Source organism: Enorma shizhengliae, assembly GCF_009676995.1.
Lineage (GTDB): Bacteria > Actinomycetota > Coriobacteriia > Coriobacteriales > Coriobacteriaceae > Enorma > Enorma massiliensis.
In genome coordinates, this window is the sequence record NZ_VTFZ01000010.1 from 111672 (window position 1) to 126487 (window position 14816).

6 protein-coding genes are annotated in these 14816 nt (G+C 64.5%); 1 reads left to right on the plus strand and 5 read right to left on the minus strand.

Annotated features, from left to right (window positions below; genetic code table 11):
• Positions 1-7 precede the first annotated feature (7 nt).
• Positions 8-1402, plus strand: a complete 1395-nt coding sequence (locus GJE22_RS08075; RefSeq protein ID WP_144687941.1) for an oxaloacetate decarboxylase subunit alpha — start codon at positions 8-10, stop codon at positions 1400-1402.
• Between the two features lie 333 nt (positions 1403-1735).
• On the opposite strand, the gene GJE22_RS08080 is transcribed toward GJE22_RS08075, so the two are convergent.
• The 5 genes from GJE22_RS08080 to GJE22_RS08100 all read right to left on the minus strand — a co-directional run bounded on the left by GJE22_RS08080 (position 1736) and on the right by GJE22_RS08100 (position 14530).
• Positions 1736-2539, minus strand: a complete 804-nt coding sequence (locus GJE22_RS08080; RefSeq protein WP_144687942.1) for a biotin--[acetyl-CoA-carboxylase] ligase — start codon at positions 2537-2539, stop codon at positions 1736-1738.
• Between the two features lie 281 nt (positions 2540-2820).
• Complete coding sequence (dnaE, locus tag GJE22_RS08085) at positions 2821-6612, minus strand: DNA polymerase III subunit alpha (protein ID WP_144687943.1); 3792 nt, start codon at positions 6610-6612, stop codon at positions 2821-2823.
• A gap of 343 nt (positions 6613-6955) precedes the next feature.
• Positions 6956-7477, minus strand: coding sequence for a DUF3284 domain-containing protein (locus tag GJE22_RS08090; protein ID WP_144687944.1), 522 nt, complete (start codon positions 7475-7477; stop codon positions 6956-6958).
• A gap of 58 nt (positions 7478-7535) precedes the next feature.
• On the minus strand, positions 7536-11228 hold the full coding sequence (locus tag GJE22_RS08095; RefSeq protein WP_144687945.1) for a UvrD-helicase domain-containing protein: 3693 nt from the start codon (positions 11226-11228) through the stop codon (positions 7536-7538).
• On the minus strand, positions 11228-14530 hold the full coding sequence (locus GJE22_RS08100; RefSeq protein WP_144687946.1) for a PD-(D/E)XK nuclease family protein: 3303 nt from the start codon (positions 14528-14530) through the stop codon (positions 11228-11230). Before GJE22_RS08100 ends, GJE22_RS08095 begins: the two co-directional genes overlap by 1 nt.
• Between the last annotated feature and the right edge of the window lie 286 nt (positions 14531-14816).

Below are 14816 nucleotides of genomic sequence, written 5' to 3' on the forward strand. Positions count from 1 at the left end.
CGGCCATATGGGACGCACCATTCGCTTTATGGAAACCATCCTGCGCGACGGTCAGCAGAGCCAGATCGCGACGCGCATGCCCATCGAGGACATGCTGCCGGTGCTCGAAGACCTTGATTCCTGCGGACTGTACGCCCTCGAGGTATGGGGCGGCGCGACCTTCGACTCGTGCTTGCGCTACCTGGGCGAAGACCCATGGGAGCGCCTGCGCACCATCCGCAGCCACGTGAAGAATGCAAAGCTGCAGATGCTGCTGCGCGGTCAGAACCTGCTCGGATACCGCAATTACGCCGACGACGTGGTCGAGGAGTTCGTCAAGAAATCCGTTGAGAACGGCATCGACGTCCTGCGTATCTTTGACGCGCTGAACGACACGCGCAACCTCAAGACCTCGATTCGCGCCGCGAAGGAGGCAGGCGGCGAGGTGCAGGCGGCCATCTGCTACACCACGAGCGACGTTCACACGGTCCGGTACTTCGTTTCGCTCGCAACCGAGATGGAGCGCGCCGGCGCCGACAGCATCTGCATCAAGGACATGGCAGGCGTGCTCACGCCCGAGGTCGCCTACGAGCTCGTGGGCGAGATCAAGGCTGCAACCGACCTGCCCGTACAGGTGCACACGCACGGCACTGCGGGCATCGGCCAGATGACCTACCTTAAGGCCGTCGAAGCCGGAGCCGACATCATCGACACCTGCCTCTCTCCGCTTGCTGAGGGAACGAGCCAGCCGGCAACCGAATCGATGGCTATCGCGCTCGACGGACTGGGCTACGAGACCGATCTTGATGTGGACAAGCTCGACGCCATCGCCAAGCACTTTGCCGGCGTGCGCGACCGCTTCCTCGCCGACGGCGGGCTTAACCCCAAGGTCCTCGAAGTGGAGCCCAAGGCGCTTCTCTACAAGGTGCCGGGAGGCATGCTCTCGAACCTCATCAGCAACCTCGCCGACCTGGGCGCAAGCGATCGCTATAACGAGGTGCTCGCCGAGGTGCCGCGCGTGCGCGCCGAGCTGGGCTATCCGCCGCTCGTGACGCCGCTCTCGCAGATGGTGGGCTCTCAGGCGCTCATGAACGTGCTTTCGGGAGAGCGCTACAAAGTGGTGCCGAAGGAGATCAGGGACTACGTGCACGGCATGTACGGTCGCCCGCCGGTAACGATCTCGAAGGAGATTCGCAAGCTCATCATCGGTGACGACGAGGTCATCACGCGCCGCCCCGCCGACCTGCTCGAGCCCGAACTCCCCAAGGCGCGTGAAGAGATCGGGATGTACGCCAAGAGCGAGGAAGACGTGCTCTCCTACGCGCTCTTCCCGGAACAGGCACGAGACTTCCTGGGGCGTCGCGAAGATCCGTTCTACGATGTGCCCGTGCAGGAGGTTGAGGTCACGATCGACGTGGCGTAGGGTGTCGCTGGTCGAGGGAATCGGTCTCGCCATCGCTCTCACCGGGAGCCCCTCGGCGTTTGCTTCTTCGCTGGTCCTCGCAACTCAGCAGAGCCGAGTTGCTGCGGAATCGCTCAGAAGTAAACGTCGAGGGGCTCCCTGCGTTTACGCGGTCGTGTCGGCCGTGTCGCTGCGCGAGCGGCTGTGGCTCCCGCGCGGTCACGGGGGGCTCGCTTCGCATCGCCCCAGGTGGGGTTAACGGCAATGAAGATGAAAGGGCCCCGTTGCTGGGGCCCTTTTGGTTGTGCGCGGGTTACGTTGGCGCGCATGGGAGGCGTGGTTGGAATGGTGCTATTATCTGACGGGGCGGAGGGAGACGCGGGAGGAATCGTACTCGCGCACGGCGCCATCAGAAAGCTCGACGAGGGCACGGCCCCAGGAATCGACGCCGCGAAGCACTCCGTTCTCGGACACGCTGCCATCGGGGGCGCTCACGTACACGCGCTCGCCGGCGTAGGCAAGGAGCTCGTTGTAGACATCCTTGATGCCGGTAAGGGGCGCAGCGGCGCTCCCTGCTTTGCCAACGCCCTCGGTCCACATCGCCACCGCCTCGAGTATCGAGGCACGAATCACCTCGGCAAGTTCATCGAGCGACGGCGCCTCAGACCCCTCGGGCATGCAGTCAACAAGGCCCGCGATGGGCAGCGCATTCGGGTCGCGCCACTCCATCTTGATGGACTCATAGTTGATGCCAAGACCGCATACCGCGAGCTTCTCACCGGACGACCGGCCGAGCTCCACAAGGATGCCTCCGAGCTTACCCTTGGGCGTCACGACGTCGTTTGGCCACTTGAGCTGCACGCCCTCGCACCCAATCTGCTCTAGGGCGTTTGCCACGCCGATGCCGCATGCCACAGGAAGGCCCGATAGCACCCGGTCCGGCACCTCGGGTTTGATGAGCACCGAGAGGTACAGCCCGCCTTCGGGCGATGTCCACCCATGCGATCTGCGCCCTCTGCCCGATTGCTGCACGCGCGCACGAAGAGCCGTCCCCTCGGGAGCGCCGGCGCGGGCGCGCTTCATGAGCTCCTCGTTTGTGGAGTCGACCTCATCGAGCACTTCAATCGCATCAAAACCGTCGTAGCGAGCGTCAGCCATGACCAGCCTCCTGCGTATTCGTCTGTGTTGTTTACGCCGCAGCAACGCCTCAAGCGCGCTGCGATTAGGACTGTTGTACCCAGCTGCGCACGCCCTTCGCAGGCACATCGCCACTTGCAGTGGCATCAATCCGGCGAACGCTCAAAATCCCAAGGCGAGCGGCCCCGAAGCAACGGCCGAACACTTCGTCTCGCTCACTACCCTCCCTGAGAAAACGTACCATCCGTCCACAGCGCCATGCGAACGGCCCCGAACCGCATCGCAGCTCGGGGCCGGGGTACCTAGATGACCGTCACGCGGCCGCGCTCGCCCACGATGGCCTTCGTCTCGGCGATGAGCGGAATGGACCTTGCATTCACGCGCGTGGGAATCTCGGCGCGCATCGTTTGGCCGTCGCTTTGCTCCACGAAGATCTCGACGCGGTCGCCACCCGGGTTGGTGGTGAGCACCGCAGCGAGGCGCGCCATGCTTCCCTGGCTAAAGCGGGCGCTAGGAATCATGATCTCAAGCACCTTGGGACGGTTGACCTCGTCGTTCAGCTCGAGCGGCAGCACCTCCTGCGCGATAATCTGGTCGCCGCGGTCGCTCCGCTCGATCTTTCCCCGCACGCGAATGAAGGCATCCGAGAGCACCGCACCCGTTTCGGGATCCGTCTCGCCATACAGGAAGCCCTCGCACTCCTTATACGTCTTGGGGAAGATGACGATGGTCGCCTCGCCTTCCATATCCTCCAGGCGCACGATGGCCATAGGGTCGCCATTCTTGGTCACGCGCTTGGAAACCTCGGCGACCATGCCCGCAAACCAATAGGGCTTGCCCTCGGGGATCTCTTGGTGCACCGTCGTATCGCTGCCGGGCACACGCCGGTCCACGCCGGTGTCAATCTGCGTAAGCGTGAACTCGCGCGCCTTGGAGAGCGCATATTCATACGGGCGCAACGGATGGTCCGAGACGTAGATGCCGAGCACGTCGCGCTCAGCCGAGAGCTTCATGTGGCGGTCCCATTCCTGGCCGTCGGGCTCGGGCACCGCGACCTCGAAGCCGGAACCGTCAACATCGCCGAACATGTCGAAGAACGACATCTGCCCCTTCGCGCGGTCCTTCTGGCGCTTGGCGGCCGCGTCGATGATGTTCTCCGGGTTGCCCTTATCCACGAAACTCATGAGCTGGCGACGCGTGTAGCCCGTGGAGTCGAAGGCGCCGGACTTGATAAGCGCTTCGATCACGCGGCGGTTCGCTTGGCTCGAGTCGACGCGGTCGACGAAATCGTGCAGGTTCTTGAACGCACCGCCGCGCGTGCGCTCGTCGATGATTGCCTGGGCCACGCCCTCGCCCACGCCGCGGATGCCCGCGAGGCCGAAGCGGACGCCCTCCGCCGTTGCGGTGAATTCCTTACCCGATTCGTTCACGTCTGGCGGCAGCACCGGGATGCCGTCGTGGCGGCAGGCGCCCACGTAATGCGTGATCTTCTCGGTCTTGCCGGTATACGAGGTAAGCACGGCCGCCATGTATTCATGCGGATAATGTGCCTTCAACCAGGCCGTCTGCATGACGAGAATGGCATAGCCGGCGGAATGCGACTTGTTGAACGCGTAGGATGCGAACTCAAGCACGTCGTCCCAGATGCGCTGGGCCGTCTGGCGCTTGTAGCCGTTCCGCTCGGCGCCGTTCATCCAGTGGTCGTAGATGGTCTCCTCGTGCCCGTCTTCCCAGCTGAAGACCTGCTCGGTGAGCATCTTGATCTTCTTCTTGGCCACGGGCTTGCGAATACGGGAGTCCGATTCGCCTTTGGAGAAGCCGCACATCTCGACCGAGATGTTCATGACCTGCTCCTGGTAGACCATGGTGCCATAGGTCTCGCCCAGGATATCGTCGAGGCGTGGGTCGTACGAGACGGCAGGCTCTTTGCCGTTCATGCGGTTGATGTAGCTGGCCACCATGCCAGCGCCCAGGGGGCCCGGGCGATACAGGGCGATCAATGCGACCACGTGCTTGTATTCCGTGGGCTTCATGTTCTTGATGGTAGCCGTCATGCCGGCAGATTCGACCTGGAAAACGCCGGCGGTATGGCCGCCCTGCATAAGCTTGAAGATCTCCGGGTCATCGAAGGGAATCTTGTCCACATCGATATCGATGCCATGGTTGGCCTTTATGTTGGCCTTCGCCTTAGAGATGACCGTGAGCGTGCGCAGCCCCAGGAAGTCCATCTTGAGGAGGCCCATGTCGGCGACCGTATGGCCTTCGTACTGGGTAATCTCCACGCCGCCCTTGGTGTCGAGCTTGGTGGGCACGTGCTCGTTCACCGGGTCGCGGCAGATGAGCACGGCGCACGCATGCACGCCCTCGCCACGCGTGAGGCCCTCGATGGAGAGCGCCGAATCGATGATGCGGTGCGCATCCGGATCTTTGGCATACGCCTCGGCAAAGTCGGGGTTGAAGTTCTCCTCTTTACCCTCGATCTTGGTGAGCACCTGCTTGAGCTTGACCTTCGGGTCGCTCGAAATCATCTTGGAGAGCCGCTGGCCCACATACACCGGATAGTCGAGCACGCGGGCAGCGTCGTTAATCGCCTGCTTTGCCTTGATGGTCGAGTAGGTGATGACGTGCGTGACCTTCTCGGGGCCGTAGAGCTGGCGGACGTGCTCGATTACCTCGAGCCGCCGCTCATCGTCGAAGTCCATATCGATATCGGGCATCTCGGTACGCTCGGGCGAGAGGAATCGCTCGAACATGAGGCCGTTCTCGAGGGGATCGAAGGTGGTGATGTCCATGGCATAGGCCACGATGGCGCCGGCGGCGCTGCCACGGCCCGGGCCCACGCCGATACCGTTCTGCTTGGCCCAGCGTACGTATTCGGCCACGATGAGGAAGTACGCCGCGAAGCCCTTGTCGCAGATGACCTTGTATTCGAATTCGAAGCGCTCTTTCACGGAGATGCCGTTTATGACCCTGGTCTCCCAGTCCTCTCCATAGCGCTTGGCGAGGCCTTCCTCGCACTCGCGACGGAACTGGCTCTCGTGCGTCTCACCGGGGTCAAGCAACGGATAGCGCGGGAGGATGATCTTTCCCCACTCGAGCTGGACGTCGCATTTCTCGGCAATCTCGATCGTGTTGTCGCATGCCTCCGGGCAGTACGGGAAAAGCGCACGCATCTCCTCTTCGGTCTTCATGTAGAACTCGCTGCCATGCATGCGCATGCGGTTGGGGTCGTCTACCTTGGAGTTCATGCCGATGCACATCATGATGTCCTGCACCGGAGCATCATCGCGCGTGAGGTAATGGAAGTCGTTGGTAGCGATGACCTTGACGCCCACCTGCTTGGCGATGTCGATAAGCTGCCGGGAAAGCTGCTCGTCGGTAAGGCCTCGGTCGGTGGTGATGCCGTGGTCTTGGATCTCGATGTAGAAGTTCCCCGGCTCAAAGGTATCGCGGAAGGTTTCCGCCCACCGAATGGCCTCGTCGAGCTGATTGCGATCGATGCACTTGGGGATGATGCCCGCGATGCACGCCGAGGTGGCGATGAGCCCCTCGCGATGACGGCGCAAATTGTCGAGAGTTACACGGGGCTTGTAGTAGAAACCCTGCGTCGCGGCCTCGGAGACCGTCTGCATGAGGTTCACGTAGCCGGTCTCGTTCCGGGCAATGAGGATCATATGGTAGAGCTCGGGCTTGTGGTCGCGCGAAAGCGTCTCGTCTGGGGTGAAATAGACCTCGCAGCCGAAGATGGGCTTGATGACCGGATCGGGCTTGGTGCCCTCGAGCGAACCCTCGGCCTCCCATGCGGCGCGGTCGCGCTCCCACTGGGCGCGCGCCTTATCGTCCTCGGGCGCCTCGCCGAAATCCCCTTCAGCGAAGGCGGTCTTGTCGTGCTTCCACTGCTTGAAATCGAGCGCGGCGTTGTTTACCGCGTCGCACGCGAGACCGAGCTCCGGGATACCGTACATGTACCCATGGTCGGTGAGCGCCACGGCGGGCATACCGAGCTCGACCGCACGGTTGACCATATCGCTCACGCGGGTTGCGCCGTCGAGCATGGAATATTCAGAATGGTTGTGAAGGTGAACGAAGGCCACGGTGCATCTCCTTAGGTATGTGCTGGTACGACGAACATGCTTGATGCGGAAGCGGCACGGGCGCAGGCATGGTACGGGTGCGGTGCGATATTGGCCATCCGATTCCGGAACCCGATTCTACCGCACGGGGCGGACACGATTTCGAACAATTGTGCGATGCTCGGAAGCACCACAGCGTGTTCGATAGACGGCGCGTGGGGACGGTGTCCCATACGGTACCAGACCCATAACGCACTCCTTGTTAATGGGCGGCTTTTCGCTAGAAATCGCTTTTTATTCCCTCGCTTTTCTGCGATTTTGTGCCCGTTAGCTTGCCGGGAGGCGACAGGGAAGCCTACGAAGCCTATTCCGCTTGCTCCTCGCCCTCGGCATCCGCCTCGGGACCATCTTCGAGCTCGGCGAGCTTAGGGTTGTTCTCGCGCGCCTTGCGGTCGCGCACCGCCATCTCTTCGATAGCCTTAAGCGTCTTCACGGCCCGACGGCGAATGCGGGCATCGTAGAGCTTGCGGTTGATGGTGCCCATGACGCCCTTGTCGGACCCGCCGCGGGCCTCAAGCTCCTCCGCGTATTCGATGGTGAGCGAGCCGTCGCCCGCCTCGATAACCCGGTAGCGCAGGGTGTTCACGCCGGTGGCGTAGGTGAACCGAACCTCATAGAGCTCAGGGTAGCGGTAGTGCTTGACCTTCACGTCCATGGGCGTGCCGCCCTTGCCGCCGCCACGCGCACGCTTCTTGTACTTGAAGCCGTTGAGCTTGGCACGCGAGATGTCTTTCCCCGTGGCCCCCTTGATATCTGCGAGAATCGATTGCTCAATCTGATCGAAGAATTCCTCGGCCGTAATCGGGAGCGTACGTGTGATCTGCATGGCAACCTTTCAGCTATCTCGGCCGCGCGCCGAAAGCCCCAGGCTCGGCGCGCATTCCCTATTGCTCGTACCTTACCACCTGAGGCTCACCGACGCGGGCGGGATCTTCAAGCTCGACGCGGACGAAGGCGAGGGCAACGCGCGAGAAGCCGGCGCGGTGCAGCACGTCGGCATACACACGCGCCTGAAGCTCGTGCTTCTTCTGGAGCTGCTCGGCTGTCTCGTTCGCGCTGCCACCCGTCTTGTAGTCGATGACGAGCGCCTCGCCGGGGCGCGCCGGATCGGTAGCGAGAGCGTCGATGGCGCCCTCAGCGTACGCGCCGAAGCGCTCGCGCGCCTCATCCATGCCAAGGCTGAAGAACGGCACCTCGGCGCGAACCTGCGGCCAGGAGAGCAACTCGGCACGGACCCGCGAGCCCTCCCAGCGGGCAAGTGCCGTCGCGAGGCGTTCACGTTGGGCTGGGCTCACGCCCCAGTAGCGCACGAGGGCTTCGATGCGCTCGACCGGCACGCTATCCGCACCCGTCTCGATGAGCCATTGAGCTGCCGCGTGAAACGCAGAACCCAGGGCGGTGGGGTCGTCCGAAGAAGCGGGCTCAGAACCATGGGAACGGCGCGAGGTCACCGCATCTGCCGCATTGCCCGGCTCGCCATCAGGGAATTGCGCGCCCGGCTCGCCAAGCGAGAACTCATCTTCGCCTGCCGCCTCTACCGGCGCCGCCGAGAAGCGATCCTCCCCCTCCTCATGAAGCTCAGCAGCCATCGAGGTATAGCTGTAGGAACCGCGAGCGACCGGCTGAAGCGGGAGCGTCGCGGCATCGACCGTTGCCGGCCGCACCAGCAGCACCTCGCGCGTTGCGGGCTCGGGGGCGCTCATGGGGCAAGAGCCCTCATCGAGCGCCGTGCTACCGCCGGCATCGCCGCCGGCGTCCATGCCAACAGGCTCGACGCCGGCCGTTCCCAGCGGGTAATCCTCGGCATGAAACACAAGCTGCGGACGCTTGGCACCACCGCTCTTCGAGGGATACTTGAGATCGTCGAGCAGCACCATCTGGAAATCGCCGGCATGGGCGTCGTCGAAATCGAGCCGGTCGGCACCGAGGTCGGGCAAGCCGCCGTTCTCGGCGTCGCTCGGAAGAATGCGCGCGAGCACCTCGCCCACGAGCGACGTGCCATGCCCCGGCTCGAGCTCTGTAGCGGCACCGGCGCCCATCGCGAGGATGGCGACCTCGCGAGCTCGCGTGATGGCGACGTACAGGAGGCGCGCCGCTTCCTCGTAGTCCAGGGCATTACGCTCATCCCGCATGAAGATGAATGCCTCCGAGGCACGGGAAGGCACAGCGCCCTCCCCCGCCGGCGCACCGTCTTCACCGGGATCGAGCGCGGGCAACTTGAGCAAGTCTTTGTCCGAGGCAGGTTCGAAGCGGTTGGGCAGCGCCGACCAAAGCGTCGTGCCCGCGCGGTCGCAGAACTGGATGCGGTCGCCGTTCGATCGGATGCCGTCGCACTCAGCCACCGCGACCACCGGGAACTCGAGCCCCTTCGAAGCATGCACCGTCATGATGCGCACCGCGTCCTCACCCGCTCCGGAAAGCGCGGCGGGAGATTCTTTGACATGGGCGATGTGGTCCGCAAAGGCCCGTGCGACGAGGCGCGGGGCGAAGGCGCGGCCTTCCTCCTCTTCCTCCACGATCGCGAGCGCCTTGAGCACGTTCGCCGCCACGGCATGCTCCTGGGCACCGCCCTCCTCCAGGCGGGCGAGCCAGCCGGATTCCACCACCGCGTCGCGCACGATCTCGGACGTGCGGTCGCGACCGGCTCGCGAGGCGGCGCGCAGCAACACCTCGCGCATGCGGTCGAGCACGGGCAGCGGCCCGAATTCCTCCATGATGGGAGCGAGCAGGAGCACCTCGCCGGTAATGGAACGCGTGTCGGTTATGCCCGTCTCGACATTTACGCAGGTGGATAGCGCCAAAAGCTCAGTCGCGCCCAGGTTGAACATCGGCGAGGTGACAAGCGGCGTGATGCCGTTCTCTCCATCGTCGGGATTGGCGAGAAACGCGAGGAGCGCACCGATGACCCCCACCTCGGGCGCCCTGCGGAACACCGAGGTGCCACCCGAGACCACGCAGGGCATGCCCGCGGCGCGCACCGCCTGGGCGTACGTGCTCGCCTTGGTGAGGCGAGCCATGAGAATGACCATGTCGCTCGGGGCGAAACCCTCTTCGTCGTGCAGCCGCTTAAGACGCGCTGCCACCGCAGCCGCCTTCGCCTCGGCGCGCGTGTCGGCGGTGCCGCCGCACACGAGGACCGCCTGCCGACGAGAGGTGCCCGAGCCCACCTTGCGCGCGCCGCGGCGCGTTTCCTCACCGCAGGAGTCGAGATGCAGGAAGTCCCTGCCAAGCGGGTTTGCACCCTCGCCCCCGAAGATGCGGTCGGCATAGGAGAGGACGTCCGCATGACTGCGGTAATTGACATCAAGGCTGCACACGGTGCCGTTACCCGAAGCCTCGATATCGCCCTTCTTATTTCGAAACACCGAGACATCTGCGCCGCGGAACCGGTAGATGGACTGCTGGGCATCGCCCACCGTGCAGAGCTCGCGTGCGTCGGGGCTGCAGAGCAAGCTCACGAGCTCCACCTGCTGCTGGGCGGTATCTTGGAACTCATCGACCATCACCATCTTGAACTTGCCGGAAAACTCAGCCTGCACGCGCGGGTCGTTCTTGAGCGCCTCGTAGGCGAGCGTGAGCAGGTCGTCGTTATCGAGCACCGACCGATCATGTTTGAGCGCGCGATATTCGGCATCGACCTCTGCCGCGAGCGGCATGAGCTCATCGAGTGCGTCCGCACGCAGGGCGAGGTAGGATTCGGCAAAAAATGCCGGACGCGCCGAACGGACCGCATCGACGAAGCTCTTCTCGTCTTTGCCCATGCCGCGCACCTGCTTGGAGAGCTCGCCGCATGCGGCGTAGCAAGCACGGAGCGCCGGCAGATCGCGCGAAGATGCGAGATAGGCGTCGAGCGCCTCGACGGCCGAGCGCGCTGCGGCGCAGTTCGCATAGGACGGGGTGTCGGCAATATCGCGATAGGCTTCATACAGATCGATATGCGACGGATGTGCCTTCACCTGCTCGAACGCCTCAAGCCCACCGATGAGCGTCGACACCTTCGAAAGGATGGCAACGAGGATGGAGAGCAAGCTCGAAAGGCTCATCGACCCATCTTGCGACTCGAGTTCAAATGCCTCGAGCAGCTTGTCGAAGGGCCCTGTGCCGCCGACATCTTCCGCCGTCACGCGCCTCAGCACGTGCTCGACGGCGAGGCGCTTGAGATCGTCTGCATAGCCCGCGACCGTGAAAGCGGGGTCGACGCCAAGATCGAGCGCATGGGCCCGGATGATGCGCGAGCACATGCCATGGATGGTCGAGATCCACGCATTATCGACCTTCTCGGCCTCGGCATCGAGACCCTCCTCGCGAAGCGCCGAACGGATGCGCTCCTTGAGCTCGGTCGCCGCCTTGTCCGTGAACGTGATGGCAAGCACCTGGTCGATGCTATCGAGAAAGGCTTCGGGCCGATCGGGATCTGCCCATTGGTCGCGCGGCTTGGAGCCCGGTTTGAGCGCATAGAGCACGCGCTGGGTGAGCGTGAAGGTCTTGCCGGAACCGGCGCCCGCCGAAACGAAGAGCGGCCCTTCGAGCGTGCGTACGATGCGCTCCTGCTTTGCCTCAAGGGTTACCCGTGTCATCAGCGCCTCTTTTCGCACATCGTGAGCGGACAGAACGAACAGGAGTCGGCCGCGGGGCGCGGGGCGATGGCGCCCGCCTCGAGCGCATCGAGCTCACGGGCCACCCCCTCCTCCACCGTATCGAGCAGCGTCTTGAACTTGAGGAAGCCATCGTGCTTCGCGGTACGTGAACGCGGGGGCTTGACGCCGGGATAGCCCGAGACGGCATCGTGCGGGAAGGCCGGGGGCTCAGAGGCGGTAAGGGAATCTGCCACCGCGCCAGCGACCTCGGGACCGCGCGTTGCGAAGTAGACGGCGCCCTGCGCCGAGCCCGCCCCCAGGTGTTCCAGGGCTTGGGCGTAGATAAGGGTCTGGACCTTGGGGGCGCGGTCCGCGTCGCGGCCCGGCAGCCATCCCTGCGGCAGCTCTTCCCCTTCGTCGAGCATCATGGTGGGGTCGGGGCATCCAAGCTCGCGCACGGAGGCTCGGTTCTTGTAATCGATCACCACGAAGCGCTCCCCGAACCCGGCATCCTCTGCCGTGTCGATTCGGTCGATACGACCGCCGAGCGCACGGCCCGCGTAGGTCACGCCCTCTTTGTCGAAGGAGTACTCAAACTGCGAGGGGGTGAAGATGGAGAGCATATCCGCCTCGTAGCGAACGACTTCATGCAGCTTGGAAAGCATGGCGTCCAGCCGGTTGCGCTCGAGTTCGTCGAGCGGGACAAGCGGCCCGCGAATGGCGCGGGGCCGCTCTTCGCGCGCATATTTTCCATGCGTGTACTTGCCGTGCAGATGGTCCGCACGTATCTCGATGAACGCCTGGTCCATCTGGACGAGGCAGGCGTCCACAGTCTCAGGCCGCACGCGCATGAGGCCCTCGTCGATGAGCCGTTCGTGGAAGCGCTGCATGACATCATGCACGAAGTTACCCATCTCGATGGGGCCGAAGCCCACATCGAGGCGCCGGGTGGCGGCGCGGTTGCTCACGAGCCAGCGGTAGGGGCATGCCAGGTAGTTCTCGATCTGAGAGGCGGAAAGCGTGCGCGGTACCGTGCGCGAGCCGAGGCTGCGCTCGGACAAAAGCAGGAAGCGGTTGAGCTCTGGGGCTAGGAAATGCTCACCTGCCACGCCGGCTGCATCGCGGCGGGCGCCCACGCCCCCGGCGAGGTCGAGGTTGGCGAACAAAGCCCCCTCGTTGGGCAGCTTGCCCAGCATGCAATCAAGCGCGTCGAGCGCGCGCACGGCAGCGGTACACGGAGCAGGCGCCCCGGCAAGCGCGGCCGCAGCGCCCTCGATGGCAAGGGGAAGGCCGAGCACACAGGTGCCCTGTCCCCTCTCGCCCGCCACAGCCTTGGCCTCGGCATAAGCGAGCGCCGGGTAGCGCTCCTCGGCCTGACGGTCGTTCGCAACATAGCCGAATACGGCAACCTGAGCGGATTCTGCGGCATGACGGAACCGCACGCGTTGGCGCTCAGCGGGCTGCGCGGAGATGCCGGCGCACCCCAGCTTCTCGGCAAGCAGCGTCAAGGGCGTATCGCGCTCCGCCAAAGGATAAGACGCAGCATCCGCATCGAGCAGGAATGCGACCGCACTCACCGCGGGAGTAGAGGACGCCAGCGCATCCAGCGAGCGAAAAGCCACGGTCGGCTGCGCCTGTAAAGCACATGAACCGTCCGGGCATTCGACCTCGGAGCTGCGCGGAGCCAACTGCTGCGCATAGCGAACGGTAAGCTCGGGCAAGGCAAGGTACGCCTGGGGCTCAGCGACGCCGAGCGCGCGCGCCTCGTCCATAAAGGCCTGGGCAGCCTCGAGCGCCGCGAACTCCATCTGCTTGGCGGCGAGCCCCTCCGCTCCAAAGGCGGCAAGAGGCGCCGACGAGGCGCAGGCCGCCATGAGCTGGAACGCGCGAGAGTATGCGCCGTCGTCGAGCGCATCGACAACGGCTTTGACCGCGATGGGCCGCCGCTCGCGCCCGCCGCGCTCCGCAAGCTCACGCTCGCGGTTGAGTTCACGGCTCTGGAGGCTATCGAGCTCGCGCATGAGCGTTTTCTTGGTGAGGCTGCGCGTCTTGCGCAGGCGCGTATCGAGCATGCGGGCGATACGGGGCGCACCCGAGGCAAGGCCCGAAAACGGAGAGCGAATCCAGTCGGGAATCTCGGGAGCAGGCCACCACGCGCTCGCCTCCTCGCCGTTCACGCGTTCGAGAAAATCGGAGAGCGCCGCGACGGACTGGCCGGCGCGCGTATCGCGAAACGCCAGCCGGACCTCGAGCGAGGACGAAATCCCCTGAGCAGCAAGACGCGGAGCAAGGTCACGGAACAGGCCGGCGGGATCGGGAGCGGCAACCGTCACGGCGGGCGCAGGACAGGCGCTCACAGCACCTCTTGCCTCGCGCGCCGCTGCAGAGACAATCAGGCTGTACGCCGCCTCGCGCGCCGAGGGCCCGCAGACCTCAGCGAAACGCAAGGGGATGCCGGGGCGCGAGGCGTCTCCCGCACTCATCTGGGCCAGAGCTGCCACGCGGTGGGCGGCAACTCCGAACCTCTGGGCGAGCGCCTCGGCCTCGGCTGCCGCCTCGAGCTCGAGCACTATGCGCACCGTTCCGCCCGAAGCGACGGCACCGATGAGCTCAAGCAGATATTCCGGGAGTTCGTGGACGCCGCGCAGCACGACGGCTCCCGCACAGGCCGGCAAGCGCCCCGCAAGTCCCTCGGAAAGCACGGCCGCAGCCGAAGAGCCCTCGATAAGCCCCAAATCTTGCAGAGAACGAGCGTAGCGCTCAAGGGCGCGAACGATACGCCGCTCGGAAGCCGAGCAGGTCGCACGATCGGCGCGACGTTCGATGTAAGGAAGGTAGAGGCGCGCCGCGCGGGCGATCATCTTAATCATGCCGGGGGTGCAGAAGCCCTCCGCCGCCTGCTCCGCAGAAGCTGGGACCTCGCTCTGCGCACCCCCCGCGGAGGCCGTCCCCTCGCCACACGCGCTCCCCGCGGAAGCGGCCCCCTCGCCCCGCATGCTCCCTTCTTCGCGGTCGCATAGAAGGGAACGGGTCGCGAGCAAACGGCGCTGCGCGCCCGATACGATGCGCCTGCCGTCGCCCATGAGCTCCCACAGCGACTGAATCCATCCGTCGGGAGTCGTGACGTCGATGCCAACGCCGCAACCGGCATCGGCAAGCGCGCGGCGACACGCGTCGCGCACGCCGAAATCGGGCACGATAAGCGTCACGCGGCCAGAGCTCTCCAATAACCCCTCAAGCGCCCTCAGCTCTTCCACGCCGAGCTGCACCGACAAGGGAATGCGTTCGATTTGGATGGACATGATCCTCCGTTCAACGTCTTCGCATCATATCCTACACGCCCATGCGGACAAAAAGCGGCGGTCCCGGCATTCCCTACAAGCAACCTCTCCTTCAGAAGCGTGGCGGAGCAATGCCAGGAGCACGGCTTTTGGCCGAGTATGCCCCTGCGGCGAACGGGGTGAACCGCACCCCGTTTCTTGGACAAGGAAACCTTGATCCGGGAGACGGGAGGCATGCATGGCGATCGACCTGCGGCTGAGATACGACCGCGCCACCAAGGAGCGGGCGGCGGCGATGTTCGCCGAG